The following is an 18413-nucleotide window of genomic DNA, read 5'->3' on the forward strand; positions in this document are numbered from 1 at the left end:
ATGAGACATAAAATGGGTACTTCACTCTTTGATGGACAGTCAAAAAAGCTATTGGCCTTACTATTAGCACCGTTGTTATTAAGTGCTTGTAACGATAATCAGGAAGCGCAAAAAATAGATTCCGATAACGAACCTACGCTAACGGTCAACTCATCGCAAAGTAGCTCAAGCACAGGCAATCAAACACCAGAACTGTGGTTAACCGTTAAAGAACAAGAGTACGGCGATAGCGGTGTGGTTCTTAATTTACAAGCCGGTTTAACGGATAATAGCCGGCCGGTAGTTTCCAGTTGGCGACAGGTTTCTGGCCCAGAAGTGGTTGTAATTAACCCCGACCAATTGCGTGCGGCGGTTATTTTGCCTTGGGTAGAACAGCCCACGGCCATGGCCTTCGAAATTACCGCAACCAGTAATGGCGAAACCATAGTCGCGCGGCAAACGTTGGTAGCCTTGCCATTAACTTCGCGTGCCGATGTTATTAACCCAGTAGTTACGGCCGAAAATAATATTGTTAGCGTTAACCTATCGACGCCTATAGCTGCGAATTCTGTATTGGCGGTATCGGTCGGTGAGGGGACCGCTGTAGAAGGCGTTGATTTTGCAGCGGTGCCAACGACGGTAACGACTACCGACGGCACCTTGGTCGAATTACCCATTCAAATATTACCCTCTGCGCGAAGGGAAGATGTTTATACCAAAATAATTATGCGCTTGCCCAACGGCGGCGACCCAATTGTTGTGACGGTTGTTATTCCCGCTACCGTAGCGGAAGAAGTCTCCGCAGCGGCCTCGAGTGCATTGGCGCTAAGCAGTGAAGCGGCGGTAAGTTCTAGTAATATCACGCCATCTTCGGTAGTGGCTAGTTCGAGTGAGGGTGGTTTTAATGTACCTTCGTCTGTTAGCCCACCGAGTAGTGCAGCGGCTAGTAGCAGTGCAAATACGGTAAGTAGTGCTGAAGAAAGTTCGGTAGCGGCATCGAGCGAAACCGGTGTGAGTAGTAGTGAAGCGATTTCTTCTTCAAGTGAAGGTATTGAGCCGCCGAGTGATGATATTGATTTTTCTTTGTTTACTGATGCGGCGCTTAGGGCGTGCGTCGAGGCGACAGGTGAGACTAAGATTTCTGAATTGACGTCTCTTGTCTGCTCATCTATCGGGGTTTCTGACGCTTCGGGTATCGAACAGCTTACGGCTTTAACGGTATTGGTTCTTGATCGCAATCAACTAACTGCTCTAGATGTTTCGGCGAATACGGCTTTGACGTTATTGGACGTTAGATTTAGCCAGCTAAGTACTCTCGATGTCTCGGCGAATACGGCTTTGACGTTGTTGTACCTTGATAGCAACACGCTAACCTACATAGATATCTCCGCGAATGCGGATTTGACGGTGTTGCACCTTGGTGGCAATCAACTAACCACCCTTGATGTTTCGGGGAATACCGCTTTGAGGGAGTTGTATATAAATGACAATCTAATCCCTTGCTCCGAAATAGAAGACCTTATCACTCGTTTTTCGTCGGTAGTCCCAACGGACTGCATTAAAGCAAACAACCCTGATGCTTTTAGCTTTACCCCTAAAACAGAAGCTGAGCTGAATAGCACTGTCACCTCCAACGCAATCACAGTGACGGGCATTACAGAAAGCGTGGCTATTGCCGTTATAGGCGGTGAATACAGCCTAGATGGCGGCGAAACTTTCACCACTGAACCCGGCATGGTTGCGCCGAATGCTGAAGTGATTGTGCGTGTAATGTCTGCGGCGGTTGTAAACGAAACAACACAAGCGACGTTGGATCTTGGTGGTGTAGTTGGAACGTTTAGTGTGACGACTCGTAGTGTTAGTGATGATATTGATTTTTCTTTGTTTATTGATCCTGCGCTTAGGGCGTGCGTTGAGGCGACGGGGGTGACTAATATTTCCGAGTTGCTCGACCTGAATTGTGAGCGTTTAGATATTAACGATGCGACAGGCATTGAGCAATTAACTGCGTTAACCACGCTGAGTTTGGCCAATAATAATTTACGTTCTATTGATGTTTCTGAAAATATACGTTTGACGGAATTGTGGCTTAGCAATAATGCAATTTTTTCAATAGATGTTTCAGCGAATGTAGTCTTGAAAAAGCTGTTGATTCAATATAATGAGTTAAGTGAGTTAGATGTCTCTAATAACGTAGAGCTTGTAGATTTAATGGTCGATGTAAATAATATAAGTTCAATTGACCTGACTGGCAATAACTCCTTGGTTTATCTATTTGCTTCTTATAATCGCTTAAGTGCTATTGATTTATCCGCAAACACGCGCTTAGCTGTTTTGGATCTAATTGATAACTCTTTGTCTGCAATTGATGTTTCAGCGAACACGGCTTTGACGAGATTAAAACTCAATCGAAATAATTTAACAGAGCTTGATTTGTCTGCAAACATGTTGTTAAGTGATTTGGATGTTGAACACAATGATCAATTAAGTAAAGTCAACCTTCCTGTAAGTAAAACTCTAACAACAATAAGACTTAATAATAACTCTCTTACCGAAATCGATCTATCTGGTATTCCTGACGTGTCCGTTTTAGGGCTTTCTGGCAATGAGCTTTCTGCGGTTGAGGTGTCGAACAATACAAAGTTGACAAGCTTAGGGCTTGCTTATAATCAGCTAACCACCATTGATGTATCAGCCAATACCGTACTAAGAAGCTTGGCCATACAGGATAATTTAATCCCTTGTTCTGGCATACAAGATCTTATCGCCAGATTTAACTTGGTTGAGGGAAGTGACTGCTTGCACTCACTAGTCCCTGACAACTTCACATTTAATGCCCAGTTAGATGCTGAACTAAATACTCCCATTGTATCTAGCGCTATAACGGTAACCGGTATTACTGCCAATGTGCCTATTTCAATACTAGGCGGTGAATACAGCTTAGATGGCGGCGAAACTTTCACCACTGAACCCAGCACGGTTGCGCCGAATGCTGAAGTGATTGTCCGTGTAATGTCTGCAGCGGTTGTTAACGAAACAACACAAGCGACGCTGGATGTGGGTGGTGTAACAGGCGTTTTTAGTGTAACGACTCGCAGCGCAGTGATTAGCAGTAGCTCTTCGGTTGCGGTGAGTAGTTCTGAGGAAAGCTCAAGCAGCTTAGTAGCCGAAAGCTCTTCCTCGTTGGCTGTTTCTTCTGTTGAGAGTAGTTCTATATCATCAAGCGTAAATACTTCTAGCTCGTTAATTGCAGATTCAAGTTCTAGTGAAATCGAATCCTCTAGCTCAGTTGAATCTAGCAGTATTGCAAGCTCTAGTAGCCAAGCACCTTTGGTTGACTTTAATTTATCGTTGGAATTAGAAAGCTTTGATATTTCTAGCGCCTATGCTCAATTCACTTTGCAGCATGCCGACGGCGCGATAATTGATGAGCTAACATTCACCGTTAATAACGTAACGCATGAAACTAATTACGCAGGCTTATTGGATGGCAACCGCCTTAGCTTGGGTGATTACGTCGATAGCAATAACATTAATACGGTAACTTTTAATGCTGTTAATAGTTTTGAGCAGTCCGAGAGCATTACTTCTCGCTTCTTTTTAGGCTCACAGGCTGACGATGCTTTTGTTGCTGACGCTGAATTAAATGTATTTGTAGGTTACGAAGGTAGCGATATTTTTACCGGTAATGATCAGCAAAATATTTACTATTACGAGCAGCGACACGGCGCGATTACTATTGATGCCGATGCTGCGGCGCAGTCCAATATTTTGCGCTTAGGTTTCTCGTTCAGTTCGCAGAACCTTATGTTCTATCGCTTGGGTGACGATTTAATTATCGAAGGGGATGCTGCCGGTTCTAGCATTACATTGCTTGCTTGGTTTGATAGTGAGATCGCCCCTGTATTCGATATCTTTTTAGCCGGTGGCGAACCCTTAGAGATTTCTGCGGAAGACATTATCACCATGCCAACGCCACCGCTATTATTTTTGGCTTTAACGCCAGAAATGGTCAGCGTAGATGGCGCGGGTAATGTTGTGCTTGCCGTATCCGTAATGGAAGGCGACCGCCCAATTGTTAGCCTAACGGAAAATCTTAATAACGAAACTGTCGATATTCTTGGGCAACTAGACGAAGGTCTTTACCGTTTGGTTTTTGCGCCAGAGAGCTTAGCGGGCGAAAACTTATATACCTTTACCGTAACCGATGATTTTGGGCAGCAGAGCACAGCTACGGCATTATTGAGTGCCGGCACGGACGAGGCTGATACGTTAAGTGCAGCGGCTGAGCAGAATGCGGTTTATGGCAGCGCAGGAAATGACTCAATTTCTGCGAGTGGTGTTAACAGTCTTCTTGATGGCGGCCCCGGTAACGATACGCTAACAAGTAATACCGGTATTACTACTTTTATAGTTAATGCCGGTGAAGGCAACGATTTAATTTACGGCAACCGTGAAACGGATATTTTACTGTTGAATGTGCCGCGCGAGTCGGTTCGTGTTTTTCGTCAAACCAGTAGTGTTCAAAATCGTGTTCACTTAAACATTATTTTGAGTGGCCCCGACGGCGAAGAAAATACCGTTGTGTTGTATAACCAGCTGGGCGAGGCGGGAGACTACACCGGTGTGAGTCGTATTGTCTTTAGGGAAGGCGAAGATATGCTGCCGGCGGAGATGCGTTTGCTGGCCTTAACCGGCACGGCCGAGGCAGAAACACTGAATGACTATGCCACGGATGACACGTTAATTGGTCTAGCGGGGAATGACACCTTAAGCGCAACACAAGGTGATGATCGCTTAGAGGGCGGCCTCGGTAACGATACCCTTTATGGTGGCGCGGGTGCCAACACTTACGTTGTTAATTTAGGTGAAGGCAACGATTTGATTTACGGTAATCGTGAAACGGATATTTTACTGTTAAATGCTCCCTCAAGCTCGGTGACTATTCAGCGCGTAACTTCTGGCTCGGGTGAAAATATTCAGTTAGTTTTGAACAATGAAGTTAGTGAGTCATTCGTGACACTTGTTGGTCAACTTGCTGCTGAAAGTGCCACTTATACCGGTGTAAACCGAGTGGTGTTTTCCGACGAGGTTGTTTGGACTGCTGAGGATTTAGGTGTAAATACTTTGGCTTGCCAAGGTATTTTCGAAACGATTAATGGAACACCTGAGGCGGATGAGTTTTTAGGACAGTATTTTGATGAAGAAATTAATGGTGCCGGTGGCGATGACTTATTAAATGGTGCTGGTGGTTGTGATGTTTTGGATGGCGGCTCGGGTAATGATGAATTACGCGGTGGCGAGGGTGTTGACATCCTTGTCGGTGGTGCAGGCGATGATTTAATTATTGGCGGCCCTGGGGATGAAATTCTTACCAGTGATGGCGGCAGCGATATTTACCTGTACCGTTTAGGCGATGGTAACGATGTGATGCGTTATAGCCACGGCACCACGGTAACTACGGATACGTTTAAATTCGAAGGTGAAATTGCTTCGCGGCCCTACCGTTTAGTGAAAGTCGGCGATGACCTGTTAATCGATTTTGACGGCGGTGAAGCGGTCCTCACGTTTGAAAATTATTTTGCGAATGCGGTTTATCAAATTCCGTACTTTCAGTTTGGTGAGGCCGACGCCATTCGCAGCGGTGCCTTATTAGCGAGTCAGCCGGTTTATTCTTTAGCCTCGCCTAATGGCAGTGAGCATACGGGCTATACCGGCGTTGACTGGATGGAAGGCGGTGCCGGTGATGACATCTTTGACGGTGGTTCAGGTAATGATGAATTACGCGGTGGTGAAGGCGTCGATACACTGGTGGGTGGTGCTGGTGATGATCTTATTGTGGGCGGCCCTGGGGATGAAATTCTCACCAGTGATGGCGGCAGCGATATTTACCTGTACCGTTTAGGCGATGGTAACGATGTGATGCGTTATAGCCACGGCAACACAGTGACCAGCGACACGTTTAAATTCGAAGGTGAAATTGCTTCGCGGCCCTACCGTTTAGTGAAAGTCGGCGATGACCTGTTAATCGATTTTGACGGCGGTGAAGCGGTCCTCACGTTTGAAAATTATTTTGCGAATGCGGCTTATCGAATTCCGTACTTTCAGTTTGGTGAGGCGGAAGCCATTCGCAGCGGTGCCTTATTAGCGAGTCAGCCGGTTTATTCTTTAGCCTCGCCTAATGGCAGTGAGCATACGGGCTATACCGGCGTCGATTGGATGGAAGGTGGTGCCGGTGATGACACCTTTGATGGCGGCTCGGGTAACGATGAATTACGCGGTGGCGAGGGTGTTGATATCCTTGTCGGTGGTGCAGGCGATGATTTAATTATTGGCGGCCCTGGGGATGAAATTCTTACCAGTGATGGCGGCAGCGATATTTACCTGTACCGTTTAGGCGATGGTAACGATGTGATGCGTTATAGCCACGGCACCACGGTAACCACGGATACATTTAAATTCGAGGGTGAAATTGCTTCGCGGCCTTACCGTTTAGTGAAAGTCGGCGATGACCTGTTAATCGATTTTGACGGTGGTGAAGCGGTCCTCACGTTTGAAAATTATTTTGCGAATGCGGTTTATCAAATTCCGTACTTTCAGTTTGGTGAGGCGGAAGCCATTCGCAGCGGTGCCTTATTAGCGAGTCAGCCGGTTTATTCTTTAGCCTCGCCTAATGGCAGTGAGCATACGGGTTATACCGGCGTTGACTGGATGGAAGGTGGTGCCGGTGATGACACCTTTGACGGTGGTTCAGGTAACGATGAATTACGCGGTGGCGAGGGTGTTGATATCCTTGTCGGTGGTGCAGGCGATGATCTTATTGTGGGCGGCCCTGGGGATGAAATTCTCACCAGTGATGGCGGCAGCGATATTTATCTGTACCGTTTAGGCGATGGTAACGATGTGATGCGTTATAGCCACGGTACCACGGTAACCACGGATACATTTAAATTCGAGGGTGAAATTGCTTCGCGGCCTTACCGTTTAGTGAAAGTCGGCGATGACCTGTTAATCGATTTTGACGGCGGTGAAGCGGTCCTCACGTTTGAAAATTATTTTGCGAATGCGGTTTATCAAATTCCGTACTTTCAGTTTGGTGAGGCGGAAGCCATTCGCAGTGGTGCCTTATTAGCGAGTCAGCCGGTTTATTCTTTAGCCTCGCCTAATGGCAGTGAGCATACGGGTTATACCGGCGTTGACTGGATGGAAGGTGGTGCCGGTGATGACACCTTTGATGGTGGTTCAGGTAACGATGAATTACGCGGTGGCGAGGGTGTTGATATCCTTGTCGGTGGTGCAGGCGATGATTTAATTATTGGCGGCCCAGGGGATGAAATTCTTACCAGTGATGGCGGCAGCGATATTTACCTGTACCGTTTAGGCGATGGTAACGATGTGATGCGTTATAGCCACGGTACCACGGTAACCACGGATACATTTAAATTCGAGGGTGAAATTGCTTCGCGGCCTTACCGTTTAGTGAAAGTCGGCGATGACCTGTTAATCGATTTTGACGGCGGTGAAGCGGTCCTCACGTTTGAAAATTATTTTGCGAATGCGGCTTATCGAATTCCGTACTTTCAGTTTGGTGATGGGGAGTTGGTTTCAGGTGCCGAGCTTATTTCTTCTTCTACATTACATGAAACCTCCCCCACAACCTGGTCCTACAAAATCATAGACCCCGAAGACTACATAGACCAAGCACTACCCGATTATTCTTCAGTGGAAACCGACTTAACCGAGTGGGAGCGTGGTGAGGGGCCGTTTGCTAATGCGGATGATCATCCATTGGTGGTCGATACAACATTCCCCGCTAATGCGAATATTATTTGGCCATTAAATACCTATTTGTGGGCGCACACGGATGTCACTGTTGCGCAAGGTGATAGGTTGAAATTACGTTATTTGGTCGACAATATCGCTAGTATTTGGGTTAACGGCAAGTTGTATCCTGCGCGCGTTGGAAGTGAAAATGATGCGGCCGGTATTTTTGAACGCGAGCTGATAATTCCAGCTGAGGATTTGCGTGCGGGTGCGAACAGAATAGTTTTATTGGCAGAGGATTACGGTACATACAGTTATGCTCATATGGAAATAACCGTAATTACACCTTCGGAAGCCGAGGCTGCACGGGCGTTATTACTGGCAAACGCTTGTAAAGGGATTATGCCGAATCAAAGCAGTATTGCTGATCGCGTATCTAACCCCTACGCAAATGCTGAATTTTATTCAGACCCCGATTACGCGGCCCGAGTAAATTCAACACAGGAGCAAATGGATGACCCTGTAATGCTAGCGGCGATGGAAATGGTGAAAGGGGAATCTACCGGCATTTGGTTGGATAGCATGGCAAAACTGTGTGGCGAGCCAACTGATGAACGTATGAATTTACTGGACCACCTTGAAAATGCGCAAGCGCTTGCCGGTGATAAACCGGTTGTAGTTTCTACGGTAATTTTTAATTTACCGGCGCGTGATTGTGTTTCGGGTAACCACCCAGGTGAATTTGAAGCAACGGAAGAAGGCCTTAAAGGTTACCAAAATTATATTGATACGGTAGCGGCGCTAGCAGGGAGTTTTCCTGATTTACGCTTTGTGGCCGCTATTGAACCGGGCGCTTTAGCCTCTACCGTTGAATACGATCAACCCACAGTGCCCTTTAGTTACTGTGAATATGCTTTTGCCGATGGCATTTACGAGCAAGGGGTGACTTATGCACTGAAGACGCTAGGACAGGTGTCTAATATCTATAGCTACTTAGATGCTGGGCATGCGGCTTGGTTGGGGTGGCGTATTGATGCCTTGGCCACTAGAGTAATTGATTGGCTATTTTTAGCTTCGCAAGATCCACAATCGGATTTTGAGACCGACACAAATTACCAATTAATCAGTGGTCTCGTGACTAACGTTGCCGAATATATTCCCTATGAAGAGCCCTACATAAAAGGCTTTGACGAAACAAAACCAAACTTTGGTTTTTATAGTTGGAATGCACACGCAACGGCAAAAAGTTATGCCAATGCGGTACACGATAGTTTATTAGAAAGAACGCAAACATCGTTCGGTATGATTATTGATTCTTCTCGTAATGGTTGGGGCGGCGAGCGCCGACCGCAATTTGAGGGTACTGATCAAGGTTATCGTTTAGATCAGCGTCGTGCGCGTTGGCACTGGTGTAACAACTCGCGCGCAGGCTTGGGGAGTTTCCCGCAAGCTAGCCCAGACCCAGAAAATACCAACCTGCACGCTTTTTACTGGTTTAAACCACCAGGCGAATCGGATGGTGACGATGCGCCCGTGCGAGAAGGTATTTTTGCCGAATATGAAGTGCCCGTAAAAAGCTGTACCGAGGAATTTCGTGATGGTCAGTTAAATCCAACACCGTCTAGCCATTGGTTTGATAACCACTTTATTCAGTTAATCGAAAACGCATGGCCGTCTTTAATCGAGCCAGCTAAACCCTTAGCGATCGATTTGAGTGTAAGTAATTTGCCGGTTACGGCATTTGACGATGTGATCGTTAATTTTGAGTTGCCAGAAACGTCAATAGAAAACGTTGATGTGTATCTCAGGGGGGATGAGTTCACGTTATCCGGTGCTGCAGATTGGGAGGGTAGCTTCTTTGAGGTGTCTCTAGCTGATTTATTATTTAATAATATTACCCAGTCTCGCGTTCAATTAATGGCGGAAGATGTTAACGGCCAGCGTTATGTTGGGGAATTTTCGCTGGATAATTTTTCTCCTTTTGTTTCAAGTGAAGGCAGCGATGTTGTCGTTCGCAACAGACAATCTCAAACAGCTGTCACTCAAATACAGGGCTTCGCAGGCGACGATATATTAGTGGACTTGCTCAATTCTATAACCATAGATGGCGGCCCAGGTGATGACATATTACAGGGCGCGGATTTGATAGGTGGTGAGGGCAACGACATGTTGATAATGACCGGCATCGAAGTTGATCAAAAAGCCGTGGGTGGCCTAGGGGACGATGATTTTTATATCTTCGGTAACTATAGCCAAATGGTGATTCGTGATGACGAGGGTGTTAACCGCATATTCTTACCGAATGTCGTGCGCGAAGGCTTGCAGTGGTATCAAGGGGAATCTGGTTTAATTGTTGAGTATTACAATGATTCAGATTTTCCTGAGTTTGAGCTACTCGTAGAAAATTTCTTTTCTGATACGCCGTCTTTTGAAGGGATTTATGTTAATAACGAATTATGGCTTACTCCCGATAGTATTAATCAAGCGTTTTAAGGCGCTTGCGGTTTGTAAATTGTAGTTTTGTAAACTTGCAGTTACTACGCAAAAAAGCTTGTCAGTTAACGCTGATAAGCTTTTTTAGTGTTGGCGGTATGAAAGTGTAATGGGCAATAGCTTGGTTCAAATATCGGTAGCGCGGTCTTTACGAGAAAGTGCATTTTTAGAAATGCCTCAAGATGCTTGATCTTTAGTTTTCTTAGCTAGCAAGGGTATACTTAGAAACAAACCTAAAGGGCACCTCTAAAGTAAAGGATAGGGCTATGTATCGCATTTTATTAATAGTAATTATGTATACCGGATTCACCGCGTGCGGTGGTGGAAGTGATTCGGCAACACCGCCAGAAATGCACGCGCTTATAGCGCCCGAGAATATAGCGCTAAAGTTACAGACCCCTTTACGTGAACACGGTTACAGTAATTTAAGCGCCGCCATTATGGCTGATCAGCAAAGCTATAATGCGTTTATGGATCGTGTTGCTGGTCAAAGCGGCTGGAATGACAAAGCAAATTTTGTGTCGGTACTGACGAGCACTAATATCGATTTTGATCAGTACAATTTGGTGATATTTCCCTTTTCGGAAGGTTCAGGCTCTATCGGTATAACGCCACAACTGCCAAGCATCGCTGGAGATAATCTACTTATTGAGATCGAGCGCACAGTGCCGGAGGTTGGTACCGCAGACGTCGCTTATTACGCGCTGGTGTATCGTGTGAATAAAACGGTCAAGAAAATTAGCTTTGATAACGGCAAACAACTTGTTGTTCTTGAAAATGTGGCTAGCGATAAAGTAATGCCACTCAATTGCCAGATATGGACCGATGGGTGTAATACTTGCTCGCGCACTGAGCAGGGGGCGGCGGTGTTTGTACATTAATGGCGTGCAGTTTGGATACGCCTTCGCGATGCACGGAATGGTTTTAGCGGGGATCGACCGGACCCGAAAATGCCGCTACTGTTGCATTAAAAGCGCAATAATAGCGGCACTACAAAAACCTTAAATTATCGGGCGCCTCATTGGCTGTTAGATGTCTTTAAGGGGGGCGTTCGAATTAGCCAGCATTTTACGAAGCGTCGCCTGAAGTTGGTTTCTTCAAGCTCCTGCGTGAACTTTTTGTTAATAGCTTTAGAGCCGGCAGCACCTTCTTGTACGGCTAACACCCCCTTTTCCGTTATGTGAATGTCGGTAGAGCGACGATCAAGCTTATTGGCTTCTCGTTTTATTAGACCTGTTTTTTCTAGGCGGTCTAGAAGACGCGTAACGGCGGCGCCATCTATGCCAATAAAAGCGGCAAGCTCCGCGGGTTTAGTTTTATGGTCATTGTAAATGGCGCTAAGCACAGCAAATGCACCTCGCGTTAGCCCTATCCCTTCTATGTGCTGTTCAAATTCACGCTCCATTGTACGGGCTAATCGGCTTATCAAGTAACTGGTACTATTCTGAATGGAATTAATTTTTGTTGGCATCGCGTGACTACTTATTTGTTTTGTAAAAAATACATGACAAGATCAACTATTGTTGACATCAATCAAATGGTTTATTGGTTTGCCCAAATATAGTGGGTTTCTCTCCGATAAGCAGCTTCTTGTGAAGATAAGCCTTTAATGAATCGAAACTACTCTTGTCGATATGGTGCTCTATTGGTCTTCATGTTTGATCATTGCTTTATAACTGCCCAATTTAATTATTCCAATCATAATTAAGTCAATTGCATTGCCAAACCGGAAGGCTGGATCAATGGAAATGGAGATTCTTAACATTTCGAGCCGGATAATTGAGCCGCGCAGTAAAGCCTCTAAAGCTTTTGTATTTTAAATTGCCGTTAAGTTGGTTATGAGCAGATCGGCAATAAACCCATAGGAATCAACATGAATACCAAAATCAAATTATCCAGCATCGCAGCTTTGGCGCTGTGCCTAAACCTCACAGCCTGCGCGACAAACCAAAACGCGACCGCAGCCACGCCTAGCCGGGCTGAAAGCAATACAAGCGAGCTGCTCAAAGCCGGCGAGGTTCCGGTGAGCCTCGACAACTTCATCCGCGCGGCCACCGATATTGAACTCGACAAATACGTCAAGCTTGCCGGGGGCGAGAATAAGTTCTACCACTTCCGCGAGCCAACACCGGTCGACAACCAGCCGACAGTGAGGATGAACCGCGATACGCTCTACAGCGCCGCAGTCGTCGATATTTCCGAAGGCGCGACACTGAGCTTGCCAGAGGTAGGCGAGCGCTACATGGCCGCGATGATCGTCAATCAGGATCACTACATAAACAAGGTCTTCCTGGGCGGCGGCACTTATACACTCGACATGGCTACTTTTGATACGCCCTACGTGATCGTCTTAATGCGCACACTGGTTGACGCCGACGATCCCAGCGACGTCGCCGCAGTGAATGCCATCCAGGGCCAGATGAAGATCGAGGCGGTCTCTTCCAAGCCCTTCGTTTTGCAAGACTACGATAAAGACGTATATCAGGCGATAATCGAGCGGCTCAGTATGCTATTGCCTTTTGTCGTCGGAAGTGAGAGGACCTTCGGGACACGGGAAAGCGTCTCTCCGGTCCGCCACCTAATCGGCGCGGCCGTCGGCTGGGGCGGCCTGCCCGAGACCGAGGCGATGTATCTCACCAACGTCCCCAACCTCCCTGTCGGCGAATACAAGATCGAAGTCCCAGCTGATGTACCGGTGGGCGCGTTCTGGTCGGTCAGCCTCTACAATGCGCAAGGATTTTTTGAGAAGAACGACATCGACGGCTACGTGATCAATTCGATCATGGGTGACCGCAACGATGACGGCTCGATGACGGTTCATCTCGGAGGTTGTGACGATGGGCGGAAGAACTGCCTGCCAATTATAGAGGGCTGGAATTATAGTGTCCGCCTTTATCAGCCGGGCCCCGAAATCCTCGATGGTAGTTGGACCTTTCCCGATGTTGAGCCCGTTAATTAAGTAAATAAGGAAAATTGATGATGAAAATACTATTAGCACTAATACTTTGTTTACCAACGCTTGTGTTTGCCAAAGATGCCACCTTGGGAAGCCTTGTCCGCGCGGAGACGGACTTCATGATCCGCCAGAATATCAAGGCTTATGGCCTCGAAATGGGCAAGATTATGCATCTGCGCAAGACGGCGGACCTAGACAACCAGCCCGTGATCCGGATGAACGTGGATACCCTCTATTCCTCGCTCATGCTCGATCTGTCCAAACCGGTCGAGATCACGATGCCCGATATCGATGGTCGCTATCAGTCGATGCATGTGATGAACCAGGATCACTACAGTTTTGTCGAGGCCAAGCCCGGCACCTACCGCCTTACTGAGGAAAGCGTCGGAACGCGCTTTGCCGCTTTGGCTTTTCGCACTTTCATCGACCCGAATAACCCCGATGATGTAAAAGCCGCTCATGCCGCGCAAGATGGGGTTGTCGTCTCTGGTGGAGGCACCGGGCCGTTTGAGGCACCGGACTGGAATACCGAACAACTGGCGGTGGCGCGCAAGGCACTTAATGATCTCGCAGCGGCGCTTAGCATTGACTCTAGCCTTGCTTTTGGACAGAAGGAGGATGTGGACCCTGTGCAATTCCTAGTTGGCGGCATTGCTGGGTGGGCTGGTCTGCCGGCAAAAGGTGCTATTTATCTTGTCGACGCTGTCGACCAGAACGACGGCAAAACGCCCTATGCCGTTACAGCTAAAGATGTGCCCGTAGATGCATTCTGGTCCATTACCGTCTACAACCAAGACGGCTTCATGGAGCCCAATAAGCTGGGCCGCAACAACTACAACAACGTCAGCGCCAAGCCCAATGACGACGGCTCCATCACCATTCACCTTGGCGGCTGTGATGATGAGCGCGTGAACTGCATCCCCATTACGCCGGGTTGGAGCTACGCCGTGCGCCTGTATCAGCCGCGCGAAGAGATCTTGAGCGGCAAATGGACGTTCCCAGCATTCGAGCTGGTTAAGTGAGGCGGGCGACTGAGACATTATTCTACCATTAATAGGGCTTTTAAAGAACTGCATAACCTGCATTCTGGACGATTGAGCGGGTGGCCGACTTTTGACGTTAGTCTAACGGTTGTTAGGTGTGAGGTACCCTTGACGACTGACTAAAGTGATTTTGGATTGAAACTCTCAATAATATGTTTTATTGGAAACCGAAAATGAAAAACGTATTGATTAGTGGTAATAGTATTTGTAAAAAACTCGCCTTTGGTGCACTGCTGCTTCAGTCAGCGTGGGTTTGCGCGCAGACCGATGAGCAGCTTGCCAAACAGCTTGCTAACCCTGTGGCGGCGCTGATTAGTGTGCCGGTTCAATATAACTACGATAGCAACATTGGCCCAGACGATAAGGGCACAAGGACAACGATAAATATTCAACCAGTAGCGCCATTTGAGCTAAATGAAGACTGGAATATTATTAGTCGTACGATTTTACCGCTGGTTAACCAAAAAGATATTTACCCCGGCGCCGGTAGTCAAACTGGCTTAGGTGATGTGGTGCAAAGTGTGTTCTTTTCACCTAAAGCGGCCACTGCCAGCGGTTGGATCTGGGGGGCAGGGCCTGTGGCCTATATTCCTACTGCAACGGATGATTTGCTGGGCGCTAAAAAGTGGGGGGGGGGGGGCACCGCTGTGGCGTTAAAACAGTCGGGTTCTTGGACTTATGGTGCCTTAACCAATCATATTGAATCGTTTGCCGGTGACGATGATCGTGCCGATATCAGCGCAACGTTTATTCAACCATTTCTAAATTACACCAACAGCAAAGGTGTTTCCTATGTATTGCAAACGGAAAGCACCTACGACTGGAAGGGAAAAGAGTGGACTGTACCTGTGCAGGCGGGTGTTTCGAAAGTGTTTAACTTTGGTGGCCAGGCGGTTAGCCTCGGTGCATTTGGACGTTACTGGGCGACTACAACGGACAGTGGGCCAGAGGGTATGTCACTGCGTTTGGTGGCCTCTTTTGTTTTCCCAAAAAAATCTTAACTGAATTTAGTGCACCTCTACAAATAGTAATTTTAAAGGTTAATGGCGAATAGAGTGGGCTGCCTTCTATTGATATTTTTAATATTGAATGTTCTATCTAAAAAAAACACTTTTCGGCCAAAGCCGTATTGCATTTTATGCTTGATGCTATTCGTATCAAATAGTGTTTGCGCCCAGGTGGATTACTTAGATGAACTCAGCGAAATCGATATTCAAGAGGCCGCGCTCGCCTTTATTAATTTGACAACATCTCCTGGTGTGGAAGGTATTAATCTAGAAGTTAACCTGCCCAATAGGCAGTCGCAGGTTGGTCGAGCGAGTTTGGGTTTTACGGCCGACTTTAACGTTGATGGTTGGAGCAACGATGGCTATTGGGGCGGAGCCTTGGTCCATGGTCAGCTAGATGAAGTGATAGTATTTCTCGATAAGAATGACCAGCCACTTCATTTAATCGTTGATCGCGATATTCTGGCTTTGCACGGCAGCTTTGGCCTGAGTATTCCGGTTAGTCAGCAATTGCGAGTGCGACCATTTATGTCCGTGTCGATGGCAGAAACCACGACTCACTCTAAATTGCAAAATATATTATCCGAATTGGATACCGAGATATTACCGAGTGACGGAACACGGAGTACGGCTTTTCAATCATATGGCCTTACCGGTAGTTTGCAGGTCGATTATAACGCGTGGTATCAGCGTCGCTATCGGGCACGATTACTCGGTCAATATAATGTTTCTTACGATGACACCGACAGTGAAGATTACGCCTATTTGGACACCTGGGGTTGGAGCCAGTCGTTAATATTAAAAAGCGAATTAGCAGCAGCAACGCGGTGGCACTCGCAGGGGCGACCTTGGCTGTGGAAGATATACATGAATTACAACGATTTTTTAGATCAATCCACGAAAGCCATTGGATTTACTCGCTACTTCGAAGTAGGTGTAGGCCTAGATTGGGAGTGGAATATTGTGCCCTTCGACTGGTTTGGCGTGCGGACTGTTGGGCTGCGTGCAGGGTATGTATTTGATAAAAATTTAGAAGGTTATAATATTGGGTTGACGTTTCAATGATCTGCAAGCTGATTCTTATTGGGCTTTTTTTGGCTGTTGCGTCCAGTTGCGTCACCGCACCGGTGTTAGAGGGGGACCTTGCCAGCTTACGAACCAATCATCCGGTTATATCCGTGGACGGCAATGCCATTGCCGAGCAAACAGATTTGAGGTTGCAGCCTGGCGTTCATACAATTCAAGCCGTTTATCGCACGCACTTGTATGAGTATATCTGTTATTTTCAGTGGGTTGTTGAAGCTAACCGGCACTATGAAATTGTTGATCACAAAGAGGCTGATCCACTAACACTTTACCGCTGGCAGCGTAAAAACGCACTTTGGGCTACGCGACTTGAGCCTGTGCATCCGGATCAATGTAAGAAACAGTAAATGCTATTTGTCGGCTGTATTTATGGGGCCATGGCAAACTAGGTAATTTTAAAATTAGAAAAATTAGAGGCTCGTATTGAATAGGATAAATAGTTGTAACTCGCTTATTTGGAATTGGAGAAATGTCAAAAACGACTTGCCTAAATATACCTATTTTTTCAGTGTAGGGGCTAAGATCTTACAGCTATTTGGTATAGGTATTTTGGTAAGCGCTTGCTCGACCGTCGATTTAGAGCAAAGCTACCCAGAAAGCCACGTTATTCAAAATACCCAACAGACATCATTGGGGCAGCTTGCCAAACGTTTGAGCGCGAATAAAAAGGCTGATCAATCGGGGTTTTACGCTCTCACAGAGGGGGTAGAGGCATTTGCTTTGCGATTGGCCATGGCCGAAACCGCCGAAAAGAGCATCGACTTACAGTATTACCTAATTAAAAATGATTTGTCGGGGCAAATGTTAATACATAGCTTGCTGCAAGCCGCTGATCGTGGGGTTAGGGTGCGTATCCTTCTCGATGATATTTTTACTCAGGGCTACGACGCAGGCATGCTCGCATTGGAGTCGCACCCGAATATTCAGATTCGACTTTTTAATCCTTTTGCTAACCGTAAATTTCGGGGCTTGGATTTTCACCGGGTAGCACAAGTTAATCGCCGTTTACACAATAAGTCTTTTACCGTAGACAATCAGTTCACCATTATCGGCGGCCGTAATATTGCCACTGAATACTTTGCCGCCCACGAATCTATGAATTTTCACGATTTGGATGTTTTGTCTGTGGGGCCTTTAGTGAGCGAGGTGTCTGCGATGTTTGACCAATATTGGAACAGTCGTCCGGCCGTGCCCGTAACGGCGGTTGCGTCAAACAAGGGGCAAGATCTGGCTCTAGAGCTTCAGAGAATGCACGAGCGACTGGCGCAAACCTGGCAAGGTGCAAAAAATAGCGACTACGGACTTGCGGTGCTCGAAGATTTAGAACGCTTCTCTCTCCATATTAATCAACAGTTTTTTTGGGCACCGTATACCTTGGTTTATGATGCGCCCGAGAAGGGGCTAAAAAGTGAGGCTAAGAATGCGACGAATATTGTTTCGGCTTTGGGGGAGGCTATTTCACAAGCCGAGCATAGTTTAGTGATTATTTCTCCATATTTTGTGCCGCTAAAAGACGGCATTAGACGTTTACAGGCTTTGCACGATCGCGGTGTGGCTGTAACAGTCATCACTAACTCTTTTAAAGCAAATAACCATTCAATCGTTCACGCCGGCTATGCGCCTTATCGCAAGCGAATTATACAAACCGGAGCAAAATTGTACGAAGCGAAGGCTGATACTCAAGTGAATGATGCTGAGCGTTTAAAAATTGGGGATTCAGGGGCAACCTTGCATACCAAAATGTTTGTCGTCGACAATAAGGCTGTATTTGTTGGCAGTTTTAATTTCGACCCGAGATCCGCTAATTTAAATACAGAGTTGGGCGTAATTATTTACGCTGAGAATGCCGCAGATGCGGCCCTGAAAAGTATAAGGGAAAGCTTAAATGACTCAACATATGAGGTTGTATTAAGTGAAGACAATAAGCTGCAATGGCTCGAGCGGAGTGGTAATCAGATGAAAGAGTTCAGTAAAGAGCCTGGCTCAAGTGCTTGGGAAAGATTCAAATTGAATATTCTTGGGTTGCTGCCTATTCGATCACAGCTTTAGGGCGGTTGAGTAACCGTAATAGTGTTAATAAGTTGG

Annotated in this window: 9 protein-coding genes; 8 read left to right on the top strand and 1 reads right to left on the bottom strand. The window is 46.7% G+C overall.

Annotated features, from left to right (window positions below):
• Together MARGE09_RS05405 and MARGE09_RS05410 are read left to right on the top strand one after the other, a co-directional pair.
• Window positions 1-10236, top strand: a complete 10236-nt coding sequence (locus tag MARGE09_RS05405) for a glycoside hydrolase family 6 protein (protein WP_236986325.1) — start codon at window positions 1-3, stop codon at window positions 10234-10236.
• A 266-nt stretch (window positions 10237-10502) separates the two neighbouring features.
• A complete protein-coding gene (locus tag MARGE09_RS05410) occupies window positions 10503-11117 on the top strand; it encodes a hypothetical protein (RefSeq protein ID WP_236986326.1) in 615 nt (204 codons plus the stop codon).
• 137 nt (window positions 11118-11254) lie between these two features.
• Here the strand turns inward: MARGE09_RS05410 and MARGE09_RS05415 are convergent, their stop codons facing one another.
• On the bottom strand, window positions 11255-11707 hold the full coding sequence (locus tag MARGE09_RS05415; RefSeq protein WP_236986327.1) for a MarR family winged helix-turn-helix transcriptional regulator: 453 nt from the start codon (window positions 11705-11707) through the stop codon (window positions 11255-11257).
• A gap of 402 nt (window positions 11708-12109) precedes the next feature.
• On the opposite strand from MARGE09_RS05415, the gene MARGE09_RS05420 reads away from it, so the two are divergent.
• The 6 genes from MARGE09_RS05420 to MARGE09_RS05445 all read left to right on the top strand — a co-directional run bounded on the left by MARGE09_RS05420 (window position 12110) and on the right by MARGE09_RS05445 (window position 18377).
• Window positions 12110-13195 (top strand): DUF1254 domain-containing protein, encoded by a 1086-nt coding sequence (locus MARGE09_RS05420; protein WP_236986328.1) that lies wholly within the window; start codon window positions 12110-12112, stop codon window positions 13193-13195.
• A 17-nt stretch (window positions 13196-13212) separates the two neighbouring features.
• A complete protein-coding gene (locus MARGE09_RS05425) occupies window positions 13213-14214 on the top strand; it encodes a DUF1214 domain-containing protein (RefSeq protein ID WP_236986329.1) in 1002 nt (333 codons plus the stop codon).
• Between the two features lie 194 nt (window positions 14215-14408).
• Window positions 14409-15236 carry a transporter gene (locus tag MARGE09_RS05430; protein ID WP_236986330.1) on the top strand — a complete coding sequence of 276 codons (828 nt, stop codon included), beginning with the start codon at window positions 14409-14411 and terminating at the stop codon, window positions 15234-15236.
• Between the two features lie 144 nt (window positions 15237-15380).
• A complete protein-coding gene (locus MARGE09_RS05435) occupies window positions 15381-16307 on the top strand; it encodes a hypothetical protein (protein ID WP_236986331.1) in 927 nt (308 codons plus the stop codon).
• The gene (locus MARGE09_RS05440; RefSeq protein WP_236986332.1) at window positions 16304-16675 is read left to right on the top strand and encodes a hypothetical protein; all 372 of its coding nucleotides are present in this window, start codon (window positions 16304-16306) and stop codon (window positions 16673-16675) included. Before MARGE09_RS05435 ends, MARGE09_RS05440 begins: the two co-directional genes overlap by 4 nt.
• Window positions 16676-16751: 76 nt before the next feature.
• Window positions 16752-18377 carry a phospholipase D family protein gene (locus tag MARGE09_RS05445; protein WP_236986333.1) on the top strand — a complete coding sequence of 542 codons (1626 nt, stop codon included), beginning with the start codon at window positions 16752-16754 and terminating at the stop codon, window positions 18375-18377.
• Window positions 18378-18413 lie beyond the last annotated feature (36 nt).

It is taken from the genome of Marinagarivorans cellulosilyticus (genome assembly GCF_021655555.1).
In the GTDB taxonomy this organism is placed as follows: Bacteria; Pseudomonadota; Gammaproteobacteria; order Pseudomonadales; family Cellvibrionaceae; genus Marinagarivorans; species Marinagarivorans cellulosilyticus.